The sequence below is a fragment of the Streptomyces regalis genome, from assembly GCF_001509475.1.
Classification (GTDB): Bacteria; Actinomycetota; Actinomycetes; order Streptomycetales; family Streptomycetaceae; genus Streptomyces; species Streptomyces regalis.
The window spans coordinates 25,536-39,983 of the sequence record NZ_LLZG01000408.1 but is presented as its reverse complement, the minus strand read 5'-3'; the positions used below and the strand labels follow the sequence as shown (position 1 = coordinate 39,983).

Below are 14,448 nucleotides of genomic sequence, written 5' to 3'. Positions count from 1 at the left end.
GTGTTGGGGTGGGCGGCTGTCGGGTGGGGGGCGTTCGTGCCGACCGGGCGGCCGGGGTCGTGGTCGGTTGGGACGGGGTTGTTCGCGGTGGGCGGGTGCTTGGGGCGGGTGTCCTCGACGAGACGCGGGACGGCCATGCCGGGCCCGTGGTCGGGAGTGTCCTCGGGCATCGCCGGGCGGAGCCTCATCGTGGGCCCGCTTCCGCGGCCGGGGCCGTCGTCCCGACGCGTGCCAGTGCCCACCAGGCGGCGAGGCCGAAGCAGATCGCCGTAAGGACGGTGGAGGGGCCGCCGATGTCGGCGTACAGGAAGTTGACGAGCTGCCACAGCAGCAGCCCGCAGGCCGGGAGCGCAACGTCGCGGGCGCGTCCGCTGCGCCGCAGCCGGCGCAGTGCGCACACCAGCAGGGCCAGCCAGCTGCCCGCCACCGTGAGCAGACCCAGCAGGCCCTGCTCGCTGAGCAGCAGCAGGTACATGTTGTGCGGGGAGAGCAGAGGCTGGCGCCGGAAGGCCTGCCCCGCTCCCTGCGTGTCGCTGCCCGACGACAGCGCCAGCGAGGCATGGCCGTCCCGGTGTGCGGGAAAGGCCTTCAGCCCCACGCCCGTCACCGGGTGCCCGTGCCACATGTCGGCGGCCGCCGCCCACATGGTGTACCGGTCGACGACCGACTGGTCCGGCGCCTCGGCGACCTGGGTGATGCTGGTCAGCCGCTCCTGCAAGGCCGCGGCGCCCACGCCGAGCCCGCCCACCAGCACCACCGAGGCCGCGACCGCCGCCGCGAACACCTTCACCGCCGGCCGCATGCCGACCAGCACGAGCTGCGCCCCGCAGGCGACCGCCGTGGCGATCCAGGCACCCCGGCTGAAGGACAGCGCGAGCGGCACGAGCAGGGCCAGCGCACATCCGACCGCCACGAGCCTCCCCCACCCTTCGGGCGGGGGGACCCCCAGCCGCCGCGCCCGCGTCCCGAGGGCGAGACCGGTCGCGGCCACCACGCCGCACGCGACGACGCTCGCCATCCCCATCACGTCGGACGGCCCGAACGTGCCGACCGCCCGGATGTCGGCTCCCTGGTACAGGGCCCCGGTCCCGGTGAGGTACTGGTGCACCCCGATGGCCCCCTGCCACAGCGCGAGGCCGACCAGGGACCACAGCACCAGCCGGGCACCCCGCCGGTCGCGCACCAGCAGCACCACCGCGACCGGGACGAGCACGAACACCTGCAGGTAGCGGGCCAGTCCGGTGACCGCGTCGCCGGCCGTCACCGCCCCCGCCGCGGCGACCGCGATGCCCACCACGGGCAGCCCCAGCACGAGAGCCGCCGTCCGCGTCAGCGGGCGCCGCGCCCGCCGTACGGTGTCCACGACCGCCCACAGCACGACCAGCCCCGAGGCCGCGTCGGCGGGTGTGGCGGCGCTGCCCGACGCGACCGGCAGCCCCAGCAGGACGACGACCGCCACGACCGGCAGGACGGACAGGACGGGCAGCACGGAGCCGGCCCGGCGCAGCGGCGGCGGCAGCGCCGGAAGCGGCGGTGCGAGCGGGGGAGAGGCCGCCGAGGATGTGCTCACCGGCGCTCAGCTCCCCGTCGGGCGTACGAACTGTGCCGCCGTGCGCAGCAGGATGCAGACGTCCTGCCACAGCGACCAGTTGTCGATGTAGGCGTTGTCGTAGCGGCACCGGTCCTCGATCGAGGTGTCACCGCGCAGCCCGTGGATCTGGGCGAGCCCGGTCATCCCGGTCCGCATCCGGTGGCGGGCCGGATAGCCCGGATGGGCCTGGCTGAACTTGGCGACGAAGTAAGGCCGTTCGGGCCGCGGGCCGACCAGGCTCATGTCACCGCGGAAGACGTTCCACAGCTGCAGCAGCTCGTCCAGCGAGGTGCGGCGCAGGAAGTGGCAGAAGCGGCTCATGTCCTGCTCGTTCGCCACGCTCCAGCGCGTCGCCGCCTCGTGCGCGCTGGCGGGCCGGTGGGTGCGCAGCTTCAGCATCGTGAACGGCCGCCCGTCCTTGCCGATCCGCTCCTGGCGGAACACCACGCCCGGCCCGTCCATGACCCGCAGCACGACCGCGCACACCAGTAGCACCGGGCCGGCCAGCACCAGCAGCGAGCCCGAAAGGACCACGTCGAGCGCCCGCTTGCCCGCGCTGCCGCGCCGCCGCCCGCTCCTCGGCCACAGCAACCTGCGCGAGAAACCGGCCAGATGACCCGCCCCCTCGCGGCGCCCGCCCAGTCCGTACCACGGGGAGTCGGCGTCCAGCTCCCACAGCACGCATCCGTACGCGGCCAGCCCCCGCAGCACCGCGGCCTTCTCCACCCGGGTCGCGGCACCTACGACGAGCACCGCCTCCACACCGTTCTGGATGAGCGCCCGACGCGCGTCCTGCGCCGTGGTGAGGACCGGCAGACCGGGCTCGTCGTCGATGTCGCCGAGGACTTCCACGTCGTCGGCGATGACACCCACCGGCCGTACCCCGCAGCCCGGTTGGCGCAGCAACGCGGCCGCGACCCGCCGGGCCGCCGCGACCGGCCCGACCACCAGGGCGGGACAGGGCCGGCGCCGCACTACCCGGCGCCGACCGCCGTGCACCGCCGCGCGCCCCGCGCAGGCCGCCGCACCGTGCACGGCGACAGCGACGACCAGCACGGCCGTCGGGAGCGACCGCAGCGGGGAAAGCGCCACGACAGCCGCCCAGCCGACGGCGATCCGGCCACAGACGGCCGGGAGTTCGTCGAGTGCGCCGGGGACGACAGAGGTGTCGTACAACGAGGCCCGCCGGTTCAGCCCGATCACACCGAGCGCCAGCAGTGCGAAGACCAGCGGATACCTGTGCGGCGCGGGCACCACCAGGGCGCCCAGCAGGGCGGCGCCGCCGTCGACGATCCCCAGGCAGGCCCCAAAGACCCGCCGCGGACGCCGGGCACCCCGGCCGGCGGGCGCCCGGCGTCCGGCGCCGAGGCCGCGCGGGCCGAGAACGGAACCGGAGTCCCGGGATGGCGGCTGCTGCCCCGCGGGCGTGGCGACGGTGCTTTCCGCGGTCATGTGGTGATGCACTTCCTGCCCTCGTCAGGTGCGGCCGGCGTGACGGCGATGCCGAGCAACTCGCGGTACACGTCGGCCACTGCGTCCGTGGTGTGCCGCAGGTCGTGGGCGACGAGCACATGTGCCCGGCCCTGTGCGCCCAGCGCCGTGCGCAGCGGTTCGTCCCGCAGCAACGCCGTGAGCGCCCGCGCCAGCGCGCCGGGGTCCTCCGGCGGCACCAGGCAGGACGGCGAATGGCCGGGCGGAAGACTCTCGCGCGCCCCGGCGACGTCCGTGACGACGACCGGCCGACCACACGCCATGGCCTCCAGCGGGGCGAGCGCCATGCCCTCCCAACGGGACGGCAGGACCACGACGTCGGCGGCCCGGTACCAGGGGGCGGCGTCGGCGGTCGCGCCGGCGAACTCCACCGACGCGGGCGCCCCCGAGCGCAGCCGCGCCGCGTCCGGGCCGTCGCCGACCAGCACCAGCCGCGCGCCGGCCACCCGCCGCACCACTTCGGGCCAGGCCGCCAGGAGCACGTCCTGCCCCTTCTGGCGGCACAGCCGGCCCACGCACACGACGAGCGGCCCCGCCCCGGAGCTCGCTCTGTCTCCTTCCGGCCGGAACCTGTGGGTGTCCACACCGTTGGGGACCACACGCCACTCGGCGGCGATCCCGCACCGCTCCCCGGTACGCCGCTCGGCCTCGCTCACACACAGCACGCGCGTCGCCCACCGCGCCCCGAACCGCTCCCAGCCCCGCGTCAGATGCGCCATGACGCCGTCCACGGCCTCGAACGACCAGGCGTGCGGCTGAAAGACGGTCGGAAGGCGGCCGTGTACCGCGAGCCGGGCCGCGAGCCCTGCCTTCGCGCTGTGCGCGTGCACCAGGTCGGGCCGCACCTCGCGCACCAGCCGCGCCAACGCCCGTACCTCGCCCGGGAGTCGACGCCCCGGCGAGCGGGTCGCGTCCCAGCGCAGCACCGTGCAGGCCGGCCCGCGCAGGGCCTCCGCCGGCATGCCGCCCTGCGGACAGGCCACCGTCACCCGCATCCCCGCGGCGAGCTGTGCCGCCACCAGATCCGTCACGACCCGCGCGACTCCGCCCTCGACGGGCTGGGCGACATGCAGAATGTGCGGCACGGAACTGCGCATGACCGAGGCTGCCCTTCCGAAGAAAAGAGTCCGAACCAGCAACACGATGTGTGGCTCGCGTTCGGCTTCCTGGAGTCATGGGACGAGCAGCACCAGCCACTTATCCATATTTATCTGCCAACCGGTCAACGATGTTGGAATGATCGCGTTTTCTGAGTAGTTTCTCGCGCGGGACCACCCGTTTGGTGCCATGGGCCGTTCGGGGTGACCGGCTGGTGATCACATGATCTGAAACTCCCGCGCCCGCGACGCAGCGGGTCTTTTCGTATGAGTTCCTGCAACTTGTCGGCAGCAGAGTTTCCACGGGGATCCCCTGTCGTTAGCCCAGGAGAACCGAGACCGAGTCACTCGCGACGCCCGGGGCGTGAAATCCCTTCCGGTGGGCGCGAGTTACGGAAGTCGAGTCCCCACGAAAGGAACATGATGAAGAACCTGAAGGCTGCCGCCGTCGTCGCAGGCTCCCTCGCTGTCGCCGGAGTGGCCGGTCCCGCCGCCGCGGTCGACATGCCGGCGTCGGGCCTCGTCGACAACGGGAAGACGGTCGCCCGCAGCCTCCCCAACGCCGCCAAGCTGCCGACGGGCTACGTGGGCAACAACGTGAAGCGCACGGCGGACGGCGTGAAGCAGGGCGTGAAGAAGTCGTCCGTGGTGAAGACCCCCGTCTTCGGCGGCACGCTGCCGAACCCCGTCGACGGCCAGCTGCTCGGCGGACTCCCGATCAGGTAGGCGACCAGGTAGGCGATTCGTTCCTCGACTTCGTCGCCCATCGGCTCGACGTTCCGGGCCGGCTCCGCATCCTCGGAGCCGGCCCTTCGGCATGTTCGGGGAGCGCAATTGCTTTTGATGTGTTGCTTTTGAGCTGTGCCCCGTTGGGCCAAACGAAGGAATCAGGGTGACCACGGATGGCCCAGCTCCGTTAGTCCCATCGAATGGGCGCTCATTCCTCCTTGTTGGCGCTCCCTCATGTGGGCCCTGTCTGCGCACCGATGCGGACAGGGCCCACGAGTTTGTTACCGAAATCTCCGTGCACAAAAGCCGATGGCGGCCTGCCGGAAACCCGGCAGGCCGCCATCGAGTGGAGCACTGCTCAGAACAGCAGGCCGCCCACGTACGGAGCGTTCTGCGCCTGGTCGACCTTGGCCGTGTTGCAGGCCGCGTAGTGCGAGTTCGGAGCAGCGACGCCGCCGAGAACGGCTCCGTTGGACCACGGGGCGAGGCAGCGAGCGTCGAGGAGGGCGCCGTTGACGACGGCGATCCCCTGCTGGGGTTCGTTCACGACGACCGGGGACGTCGAGAAGCCGCTACCGCCCTTGACCGTGGTGGTGTCACCGTCGGCCGCGGCGGTGCCGCCAGTCGCGAGGACGATGCCCGCGGCGATGGCCGAGATGGCCGTAACCTTCTTACGCATAAGTTGAGCCTTTCCGGGCTGCGTTCGGGATTTACCTGCTCCGAATGCTCGGAGCAGGAGTCAGAACAGCAGGCCGCCCTTGTACAGGGCGTTCTGCGACTGGTCGATCTTGGCCGTGTTGCAAGAGGCGTAGTGCGAGTTCGGTGCGACGACGCCGCCGAGGACGGCTCCGTTGGACCACGGCACGGCACAGCGCAGGTCGACGGCCGTGCCGTTCACGATGACGGCGCCCTGCTGGGGCTCGTTCACGACGACCGGGGACGTCGAGAAGCCGCTACCGCCCTTGACGGTGGTGGTGTCGGCGTCGGCCGCGGCGGTGCCGCCGGTCGCGAGGGCGATGCCTGCCGCGAGAGCGGAGATGGCCGTAACCTTCTTACGCATGAGTTGCGCCTTTCGGGGCTGCGTTGGGGTGGTTCAGGTGCTGCGAATTCGGAGCAGAGGTCAGAACAGCAGGCCGCCCGCGTACGGGGCGTTCTGCGCCTGGTTGACCTCGGCCGTGTTGCAGGCGGCGTAGTGCGAGTTCGGTGGGACGACGCCGCCGAGAACGGCTCCGTTGGACCACGGGGCGAGGCAGCGACCGTCGACGACGGTGCCGTTGACGACGAGAATGCCCTGCTGGGGGGCGTTGACGACGACGGGGGCAGTCGAGAAGCCATCGCCGCCCTTGACGGTGGTGGTCTTGCCGTTGCCGTCGTATTCACCAGCAGAGGCAAGGCCGGCGGTTCCGACGACGGTGCTGAGGGCGAGGGCCGTGATGACCGCGAACTTCTTGGACAACTCGGTTCCTTCCTGAATTCACGGTTGCGCACGCTTACGAAAAGGAAACCCGTATATGCACGTCTAAGTCACGGTGGGAACATTCAAACGTGGCCAGATTCCTTCGGATGGCGCAATGCGGCGTGCCCGCCGTGACAAACCGCTTTGCGCTCATTCCTGTCCGAGTTCCCGGGCGTTTTTCGGTTTCGTTGGGCCGAATGGAGCCGGCCGGAACGACAGGCCGACGTGCGTCCGGCCCACCGGCAGGGGGAGGGCCGGTGGGCCGGACAGATGATGCGCGGGTGCAGTGGGCTTACGGGCCGGCCGTGTGCGGAGGTGGAGCTGCGGGTCCGGATCCAGCGTCTGGGCCTGCTGTCGGGCTCCGGCCGCCGAGAACCGGATCAGAGTCTCAGAATTCCGGGCCCAGCCCCGTCCCGCGGACAGACGGGGTGAAGGCCCTCACTTCTTGGGGAGCAAGGTACCGAGACCCGTGGCGGTCGGTGCGTGCAGCGGGTGCACCTGGACATCGCCGCTTCCGGCCGGGTTCTTCACCGGAATCGTGGGCCTCTTGGCAGCGTCCGGGTCCATTCCGTCCAGGTAAATGCCGGTCATTCCCCCGGACTTGTTCTTGTCGAACGCGCTGCCCTTCGCAACACCGCCTTCGCGGGCCAGTCGCGTCACGGCATCGGCGGCGGGCAGGATCGCCGGGCTCACCTTGGTCGGGGACATGAGCCCCCCGATCGGGCTGGTGGAGACTCCCGATCCCCCGGCGGCCGCCGCCGCAGCGGCGGAGCCACCCACAAGACCCGCACCGATGGCCAACGCAGCAGTGGTGAAAACTGCCTTCTTCATGATTCACCTCGGTTGAAAGTACCTCTGATCCGACGGTTGGAGAACATAGCAGTCCAAGGCCGCTGCAAAAGTGACGCGTTGCTCCATACGCGTGAAAAATGCAGGAGTGAAGAATGGAATGCACAGAGGCATTCGGAGGGACGGGTATCTGGTCGGCGAATCGATTGATCGTATGGTGCGTCCGGCTCGGTCGACCGCATGCACGATCCGAAACGCGATCCGAAACACGATCCGCTAGAGGAATTACCCTCGCCGCCATGACCACCGACAGCGCCAAGCGCATGCCGACCACGCCCCCCGGCGGATCGCTCATCTGGTCGGAGGAGTTCAGCACGCCGATCGCCTGGGGTGCCAGATGGGTCGGCGACAGATCGAGCGCCTACCGCTACCGCGATCACAACCCGGACGACAACAAGCTCGACTGGCTCACCCCCGACTCGGTGACCGTCTCGGACGGCGTGGCCACCTTCACCGCCACCCCGTCCGGCCACACCCTGGAGAACGGCCGGCAGGCCTGGCACACCGGCCTGCTCACCACCGAGTACTCCGACGAGGGCTTCCGGGTGAGGACCGGCGACTACGTCGAGACCCGCGTCAAACTGCCGTCCGGGACCGGAGCCTGGCCGGCGCTGTGGACCTGGAAGGACGGCGGGAACGAGATCGACTCCTTCGAGTACCACCCGGACAACCCGCACCTGCTGGAGCTGTCCAACCACGTCAACCACGTCGACTGCGGTTCGACGTACTACACCGACGAGGACGCGATCGCCCCGGACAGGTGGGTGACCATCGGCACCGGCTACGGCGCGTGTTCCGTCGAGTGGTACGTCAACGGCGCGTGCGTCCATTCCGACGGCACCGGCGTCGGCGCCGACTGGTCGGCGTACCTGATCCTGAACCTGTCGGTGTGCGCCGGCGAGTACCACCCGGCACCCTGCGTACCGGCTCCGATCACCTTCGGCGTCGACTACCTCCGCGTCCACCGCGAGGCCGCGCGGTGGTGACCCCGGCACCGCGCGCGCGGCGGACCGCGGGCGGCGGCCGGGCGTTCGCCCTGCTGCTGGTGCTCACCGGGGCGGCCGGGCTGCTGGCCTCCTGGGTGATCACCCTCGACAAGTTCGAGCTGCTTCAGGACCCGGACTTCGTCCCGGGCTGCAGCCTGAACCCGGTGGTGTCCTGCGGCAGTGTGATGGAGAGCGACCAGGCCGAGGCGTTCGGGTTCCCCAACCCGATGCTGGGCCTGGTGGCCTACGGCATCGTGATCTGCGTCGGCATGAGCCTGCTGGCCGGGGCGGCCTTCCCGCGGTGGTACTGGCTGACCTTCGAGGCCGGATGCTTCTTCGGGATCGGGGTCGTCTCCTGGCTGCAGTTCGAGTCCCTGTACCGGATCAACGCGCTGTGCCTGTGGTGCTGCCTGGCCTGGCTCGCGACGATCCTGCTGTTCTGGTACCTCACCTCCTTCCTCGTGCGGAACGCCTTCCTGCCCGCGCCGGGTCCGGTGAAGGCCTTCTTCGGGGAGTTCACCTGGGTACTTCCGCTGCTGCACATCGGGATCGTCGGCATGCTGATCCTCACCCGTTGGTGGGACTTCTGGACGAGTTGACGCCGACCGGGTGACACCGCCGTATGGGCGTTCCGGCGGTGACCGTGGGACGTCCTGGACGGTTACTCGTACGAACAGCCGAACCGTACGAGGAGTGAGCGATGGCCGTCAGCGCAGACGGAGTGTCGGTGGGTGCTGTACAAGGGGCGGGCACCCCGGTGAGCAGCGAGCCGGAGCGGCGGACACGGCGGGAGGCCGCGCGGATGCTGCTCGCCTCCGCCGCCGTGGCGCTCACGCCGGTGCTCGCCGCATCCCGGCCCTCGCGGTCCGCGGAGGGGCACCAGGAGTCCGACACCCCCTTCGACGAGACCTACCGCGGCCGCCGTATCCAGGGCACCCCGCTTCCCTTCGAGGACCTCAGCGCCCTCGGCGCCCCCTGGCGCGTCACCGTGGACGGCCGCCCGCTGCACCTGATGCGCCGCGCCGACGGTACCTGGCTGAGCATGGTCGACCACTACAGCTGGTACCGGACCCCGCTGGAGGCGACCCGCGCGGCCGTCGACGAACTCGGGCCCCGCCGACGGCTGCTCGACCTGGCCCCCGGGCCGTTCCACGGCGGGCACCTGCACATGGAGGCGGAGCATGGTGTACGTGCGTAAGAACGTCAGCAAGCTGACGCGCACCGAGAGGCGACGGTTCGTCGAGGCGTTGCTCGAGCTCAAACGCAGCGGTGAGTACGACGAGTTCGTACGGCTGCACATCGAGCACTTCGTCGGCGACGGCGACCGAGGCCTGCGCGCCGCCCATATGACGCCCTCCTTCCTGCCCTGGCACCGCCAGTTCGTGCTGGACCTGGAGAGCGCCCTGCAGCGTGTCGACCCCTCGGTGACGGTGCCGTACTGGGACTGGACCCGGGACCGTTCGCCCACCTCGGTGCCGTGGAGCGACGATCTGCTCGGCGGCACCGGGCGGCCCGTGGACCGGCAGGTGATGACCGGGCCGTTCGCCTACCGGACGGGCAACTGGACCATCAGGGAGAGCATCACCAACGTCGAGTTCCTCACCCGGAACCTGGGCCGCCCCCGCGATCCGATCGACCTGCCCACCCGGGACGATCTGAACTGGGCGCTGAAGGACCCCGTCTATGACGTCGCCCCGTGGGACTCGACGGTCACCAAGGGCTTCCGCAACAAGATGGAGGGGTGGGGCAGCGGCCGGGTCGTATGGCGCAACCACAACCGGGTGCACCGCTGGGTCGGGGGTGTCATGCTCGGCGGCGCGTCCGTCAACGACCCCGTCTTCTGGCTGGTCCACGCCTTCGTGGACATGCAGTGGCAACGCTGGCAGCGGCGCCACCGCAAACACCGCTACCTGCCGGCGAAGCCGCCGGGCAGGAACAGCGAGCAGTACGGCCGGATCGTCGCCCGGCACGAGCGGCTGCCGCCGTGGGACATGACTCCGGACGAGATGGAGGACATGTCCCAGATCTACCGGTACGAGTGAGGCACGCCTGGCCCTGTCCGGTCCTGTCCTGTCCCGCCGAGCCCGCCGCGCCCGCCGGAAAATCGCTCAGCTCCGCGGCCCACGTCCACTAGCCTCCGAACATGGCTACTGATCCGACGGAACAACTGATCCGGCTGTTCGCCGAGGAGAGCCGGGTACGTGCCTTCGCCGCCGTGGCGCTGGGCGCGGGGAGCAGCGAGCAGGTCGCCCGGGCGGCGGGGCTGTCCCCGAAGGAGACGGCCCTGGCGCTGCTCCGGCTGCGGGAGCAGGGCGTGGTGACGGCCGGGGACGACGGGTCACTGGGCGTGGCGTACGGCCTGTTCAGGGAGTACGCGCGGGAGGCGGCGCAGCGGGAGTACGACTCCGCGGCCGCCGGGAGCCCTGCCTTGGGGGACGAGCGGACCGACCTGATCCTGCGGACCTTCGTCCGGGACGGGCGGCTGGTCCGGCTGCCCGCGCAGTGGAACCGCAAGAAGCTGGTGCTGCGGTACATCGCCGAGCAGACCTTCGAGCCGGGTGTCGCCTACCCGGAGCGGGCTGTCAACGAGAAGCTGCGCGTCTGGTGCGAGGACAGCGACGACATCGACCATGTGACGCTCCGGCGCTATCTGGTGGACCTGCACCATCTGCACCGGAGCGCGGGGATCTACCGGCGGCCGGTCGAGGCCGCGCACGCCGGGGACGCCGACATCGCCTGACCGCCGTCGGATCGCCGTCGGACCGACGGCTCCAGGGACTTCAGGGCAGCTGTCGTACCGGTGAACCCGCCAGGTACGCCTGGATGTCCTCGACCGCATGGCCGTAGTACGTCGCGTAGTTGGCCTGCGAGACATAGCCCAGGTGGGGCGTGGCGAGCAGGCGGGGAGCCGTGCGCAGCGGGTGGTCGGCGGGGAGGGGCTCGATGTCGAAGACGTCGACCCCGGCGCCGGCGATACGGCCCTCGTGCAGGGCGGTGAGCAGGGCGTCCTGGTCGACGATCGCCGCGCGTGAGGCGTTGATCAGGTATGCCGTCGGCTTGAGCAGGGCGAGTTCGGGCGCGCCGAGCAGGCCGCGGGTGCGGTCGCTCAGGGCCAGGTGGACGGAGACGAAGTCGCTGTCGGCGAGCAACTCCTCCTTGGAGGCGGCGAGGTGGACGCCTACCTCGTCGGCGTACTCCTTGGTGAGGTTCTGGCTCCAGGCGCTGACGTGCATGCCGAAGGCGAGACCGACCTGGGCCACCCGGCTGCCGATCTTGCCCAGGCCGAGCAGTCCGAGGCGGCGGCCGTGCAGGTCGGCGCCGACCGTGTGCTGCCAGGGGCCGCCGGAGCGCAGGGCGTTGCTCTCCTCGACGATGCCGCGGGCGAGGCCGAGCAGCAGGGCCCAGGTGAGTTCGACGGGCGGGGTCGAGGAGCTTGCCGTGCCGCAGACGGTGACGCCGTGCGCCTCGGCGGCGGCGTAGTCGATGACCGAGTTGCGCATACCGGAGGCGATCAGCAGCTTCAGCCGGGGGAGACGGGCGATCAGAGCGGCGGGGAAGGGGACGCGTTCCCGCAGTGTGACGACGATGTCGAAGTCGGCGAGGGCCGCGGCGAGGGCGTCCTCGTCGGGGAAGTGGGTCGTGAAGGGGACGACCTCCACGTCGTCCGCGAGGGGAGACCAGTCGGCGACCTCCGTCGCCACGTTCTGGAAGTCGTCGAGCACAGCACAGCGCAGCCGCACGGTGGTTCCTTTCCATGGCCAGATGGGACGACTGTACGGAAGTGGGCTGCGGGAAGGGCGCGAGGCCTTGCGCAGTACCGTGAGGGTCACGATGCACGGGCCCGGCGTACCCCGCCATCGTCCCCCCACTGGCCGGCAGGGAGGAACTCACCTTGTCACCCCGCATCCTCGTCACCGGCGTCGGCGGCTTCATCGGACGTCATGTCGTCGCGGCCCTGAAGGAGTCGCAGGATGTGACTCCGTCCCGGATCCGGCTCCTGCTGCGCGACCCCGGGAGCCCGCCACCGGGCGGCGGCCCTGGCGCCGGTGCCCCGCCGGACGTCGTACGCGCCGACCTCGCCGACCCGGCGTCCCTGCGCGGTGTCTGCGACGGCGTCGACGTCGTACTGCACTGCGCCTCCCACATCGGCGACGACGAACGCCTCACCCGGATCGTCAACGACCACGGCACCCGCGCCCTCGTCGAGGAGGCGACGCGCGCCGGTGCGACCCGTGTCGTCCACGTGAGTACGGCGGCCGTGTACGGCCGCGGCCCCTTCACCGGCGCGCTTCCCGGCGAGTTGCCGCTCGCCCCGGCCTCGCCGACCAGCCGTTCCCGCGCCGCCGCCGAGCGGCATGTCCTGGATGCCGGCGGGGTCGTACTGCGCCCGCACCTCGTGCTCGGCACCGGCGACCGATGGGTGGTGCCCGGGCTGGCCCGCCTACTGGGGTTGCTGTCGGCCCGCCTGAAGGGCTGCATCACCCGGCACTCCGTCGTCGACGTACGGGCGTTGGGGCGTGCGGTGGTCGCAGCCGGGCTGTCGGACCGGGATCGGGCGGGCGTGCATCACGTCAGCCACCCGGAGCCGGTGGACTGTTCGGAACTGCTGGACACGGTGGCCGACCGGCTCGGCCTGCGCCTGCCGGGCGCGCCGCTGGACATCGAGGAGGCCCGGACCCGGCTCGCCGGGCAGCCGCGCGCGCTGCACCACCTCGGCATGCTCGCCGTGGACCACTGGTTCGCGGACGACGGGTTCTGGAGCGGTGTCGGCGCCGATCCCGGCGCGGGGTTCGCACGGAGCCTCGCCGAACACGCCCCGTGGTACCGGGAGTTCGTGGACCGGTGACGGGCACACTGTCAGTCCCCTGATTCCTCGACATTCCCCTGATCCCTCGACACACAAGGTCTTCATGGATACCCCACACGCACTGACGGGCAAGATCGCACTGGTCACCGGGGCCGGCCGAGGCATCGGCAGAGCCATCGCCGGGCGGCTCGCCCACGACGGGGCGCTCGTCGGCGTCCATTACGGCCACAGCGCGGCCGCCGCCCAGGAGGTCGTGGCGGAGATACGCAAGAACGGCGGGCGCGCCTTCCCGGTCGAGGCGGAGCTCGGGGTGCCGGGCGATGCCGACGCCGTCTTCGCGGCCTTCGACGCCGGGCTGCGCGCGGAGCGGAGGGATCGGGGGGCGCCGGGGGAGGGGGGCGATGTGGGCGCCGACGTGGAGGGATCGCTCGACATCCTGGTGAACAACGCGGGGGTGAGCGGTTCGGGGCCGGTGGGTCAGACGGTTCCCGAGGTCTTCGACCGCATGATCGCCGTCAATGCCAAGGCGCCGCTCTTCCTCGTACAGGGCGCGCTGCCGCGGATGCGTGACGGCGGGCGCGTCATCAACATCTCCTCGCTCGCCTCACGGCGTTCCTTCCCCGAGTCCGTCGCGTACGCCATGTCCAAGGGCGCGCTGGACACGATGACCCTGTGCCTGGCGAAGGAGCTCGGCGGCCGCGGCATCACCGTCAACACGGTCGGGCCGGGATTCATCGAGACGGACATGAACGCCCGGCGCAGGACGACGCCCGAGGCGCGGGCCGCCTTGGCCGCGCTGTCCGTCTTCGACCGCATCGGCCATCCCTCCGACGTGGCGGACGTGGTGGCTTTCCTCGCCTCCGACGCCTCCCGCTGGGTCACCGGCCAGTACCTCGACGTCAGCGGCGGCTCCGACCTGTGACGGCGACCCGCTGCTGAGCGCCGCAGCCGCTTCGCGATCTCCCATGCCGTGAGGGCCGGTGCGTGAACGGCGGCGTCCGTGCCCTCCGCCACGCACCGGCGCCGCACCCTCTATATGGAGACGTTGTTGAGCACGACGCGCTTCACGCCGGTGATGCCCTTCACCCCGTACTCGCCCGCCGAGGGGTCGTAGTCGAAGGTCCTCTCGACACGCCCCAGGTGGCCACAGGCCAGCGGCGAGTGCTGATAGGCAACACCGGACGTGGTCTCGTACTCGATGTACCAGGCGACGCAGTACCCGTCGGCGCCACCCAGTCCGCCACCGGGCAGGAGATCCACGACGTTGCCCTGGATCCTGGCCACTCCGCCTTCGAAGCACGCCGAGATCTCGCCGCGTCCCCAAGTACGGGTGTCGCTCGTTTTGATACAGCCGGGCGCCGCGGACGCCGTGGATGTCGCCGTCATGGGGATGCCGACGGTCAAGGCGCCGAGCAGTGCCGCCGATAGCAGTCGCCGCATGG

General features: G+C 71.0%; 18 protein-coding genes. 8 read left to right on the top strand and 10 right to left on the bottom strand.

Translation table 11 applies throughout. The annotated features are described in order from the left end of the window. The 4 genes from ADL12_RS54685 to ADL12_RS44895 all read right to left on the bottom strand — a co-directional run. Positions 1-188, bottom strand: a 188-nt coding sequence (locus ADL12_RS54685) for a hypothetical protein (protein ID WP_425265219.1), incomplete at its 3' end; no start/stop codon positions are given. Continuing rightward, positions 185-1,570 (bottom strand): O-antigen ligase family protein, encoded by a 1,386-nt coding sequence (locus tag ADL12_RS44905; protein ID WP_062714417.1) that lies wholly within the window; start codon positions 1,568-1,570, stop codon positions 185-187. The genes ADL12_RS44905 and ADL12_RS54685, both read right to left, overlap by 4 nt. 6 nt (positions 1,571-1,576) lie before the next feature. After that, on the bottom strand, positions 1,577-3,043 hold the full coding sequence (locus tag ADL12_RS44900; protein ID WP_062714415.1) for an exopolysaccharide biosynthesis polyprenyl glycosylphosphotransferase: 1,467 nt from the start codon (positions 3,041-3,043) through the stop codon (positions 1,577-1,579). Further along, positions 3,040-4,179, bottom strand: a complete 1,140-nt coding sequence (locus ADL12_RS44895) for a glycosyltransferase family 4 protein (RefSeq protein ID WP_062714414.1) — start codon at positions 4,177-4,179, stop codon at positions 3,040-3,042. Before ADL12_RS44895 ends, ADL12_RS44900 begins: the two co-directional genes overlap by 4 nt. Before the next feature lie 423 nt (positions 4,180-4,602). Between ADL12_RS44895 and ADL12_RS44890 the strand changes: the two genes are divergently transcribed. Beyond that, positions 4,603-4,905, top strand: coding sequence for a hypothetical protein (locus tag ADL12_RS44890; RefSeq protein ID WP_062714421.1), 303 nt, complete (start codon positions 4,603-4,605; stop codon positions 4,903-4,905). Positions 4,906-5,266: 361 nt separating this feature from the next. On the opposite strand, the gene ADL12_RS44885 is transcribed toward ADL12_RS44890, so the two are convergent. From ADL12_RS44885 to ADL12_RS44870, 4 genes are all read right to left on the bottom strand, one after another. Beyond that, entirely contained in the window at positions 5,267-5,587 is a 321-nt protein-coding gene (locus ADL12_RS44885) for a hypothetical protein (protein ID WP_062714413.1), read from the bottom strand. Positions 5,588-5,647: 60 nt separating this feature from the next. Beyond that, the gene (locus tag ADL12_RS44880; protein WP_062714412.1) at positions 5,648-5,968 is read right to left on the bottom strand and encodes a hypothetical protein; all 321 of its coding nucleotides are present in this window, start codon (positions 5,966-5,968) and stop codon (positions 5,648-5,650) included. A 60-nt stretch (positions 5,969-6,028) separates the two neighbouring features. Then, positions 6,029-6,364 (bottom strand): hypothetical protein, encoded by a 336-nt coding sequence (locus ADL12_RS44875; protein ID WP_062714411.1) that lies wholly within the window; start codon positions 6,362-6,364, stop codon positions 6,029-6,031. 438 nt (positions 6,365-6,802) lie between these two features. Next, positions 6,803-7,195, bottom strand: a complete 393-nt coding sequence (locus ADL12_RS44870) for a hypothetical protein (RefSeq protein ID WP_244188277.1) — start codon at positions 7,193-7,195, stop codon at positions 6,803-6,805. A gap of 257 nt (positions 7,196-7,452) precedes the next feature. On the opposite strand from ADL12_RS44870, the gene ADL12_RS44865 reads away from it, so the two are divergent. The 5 genes from ADL12_RS44865 to ADL12_RS44845 all read left to right on the top strand — a co-directional run bounded on the left by ADL12_RS44865 (position 7,453) and on the right by ADL12_RS44845 (position 10,939). Further along, complete coding sequence (locus tag ADL12_RS44865) at positions 7,453-8,199, top strand: glycoside hydrolase family 16 protein (protein WP_062714403.1); 747 nt, start codon at positions 7,453-7,455, stop codon at positions 8,197-8,199. Next, positions 8,193-8,798, top strand: coding sequence for a vitamin K epoxide reductase family protein (locus ADL12_RS44860; RefSeq protein ID WP_062714401.1), 606 nt, complete (start codon positions 8,193-8,195; stop codon positions 8,796-8,798). Before ADL12_RS44865 ends, ADL12_RS44860 begins: the two co-directional genes overlap by 7 nt. Before the next feature lie 101 nt (positions 8,799-8,899). Next, entirely contained in the window at positions 8,900-9,397 is a 498-nt protein-coding gene (locus tag ADL12_RS44855) for a tyrosinase cofactor (RefSeq protein WP_062714399.1), read from the top strand. Next, positions 9,381-10,241: a tyrosinase family protein gene (locus ADL12_RS44850; protein WP_062714397.1), complete on the top strand. Its 861-nt coding sequence runs from the start codon at positions 9,381-9,383 to the stop codon at positions 10,239-10,241. The genes ADL12_RS44855 and ADL12_RS44850 overlap by 17 nt, the downstream gene beginning before the upstream one ends. 101 nt (positions 10,242-10,342) lie before the next feature. Beyond that, positions 10,343-10,939, top strand: coding sequence for a DUF2087 domain-containing protein (locus tag ADL12_RS44845; RefSeq protein WP_062714395.1), 597 nt, complete (start codon positions 10,343-10,345; stop codon positions 10,937-10,939). Positions 10,940-10,979: 40 nt separating this feature from the next. Here ADL12_RS44845 and ADL12_RS44840 read toward each other — a convergent pair whose 3' ends face one another. Then, positions 10,980-11,939: a D-2-hydroxyacid dehydrogenase family protein gene (locus tag ADL12_RS44840; RefSeq protein ID WP_062714393.1), complete on the bottom strand. Its 960-nt coding sequence runs from the start codon at positions 11,937-11,939 to the stop codon at positions 10,980-10,982. A gap of 152 nt (positions 11,940-12,091) precedes the next feature. Here ADL12_RS44840 and ADL12_RS44835 point away from each other — a divergent pair, with 152 nt between their 5' ends. Both ADL12_RS44835 and ADL12_RS44830 read left to right on the top strand, forming a co-directional pair. After that, entirely contained in the window at positions 12,092-13,045 is a 954-nt protein-coding gene (locus ADL12_RS44835) for an NAD-dependent epimerase/dehydratase family protein (protein WP_062714392.1), read from the top strand. Positions 13,046-13,109: 64 nt separating this feature from the next. Next, a complete protein-coding gene (locus tag ADL12_RS44830; RefSeq protein WP_062714390.1) occupies positions 13,110-13,928 on the top strand; it encodes an SDR family oxidoreductase in 819 nt (272 codons plus the stop codon). A gap of 110 nt (positions 13,929-14,038) precedes the next feature. On the opposite strand, the gene ADL12_RS44825 is transcribed toward ADL12_RS44830, so the two are convergent. Further along, positions 14,039-14,446, bottom strand: coding sequence for a hypothetical protein (locus ADL12_RS44825; RefSeq protein ID WP_062714388.1), 408 nt, complete (start codon positions 14,444-14,446; stop codon positions 14,039-14,041). Positions 14,447-14,448: the final 2 nt, after the last annotated feature.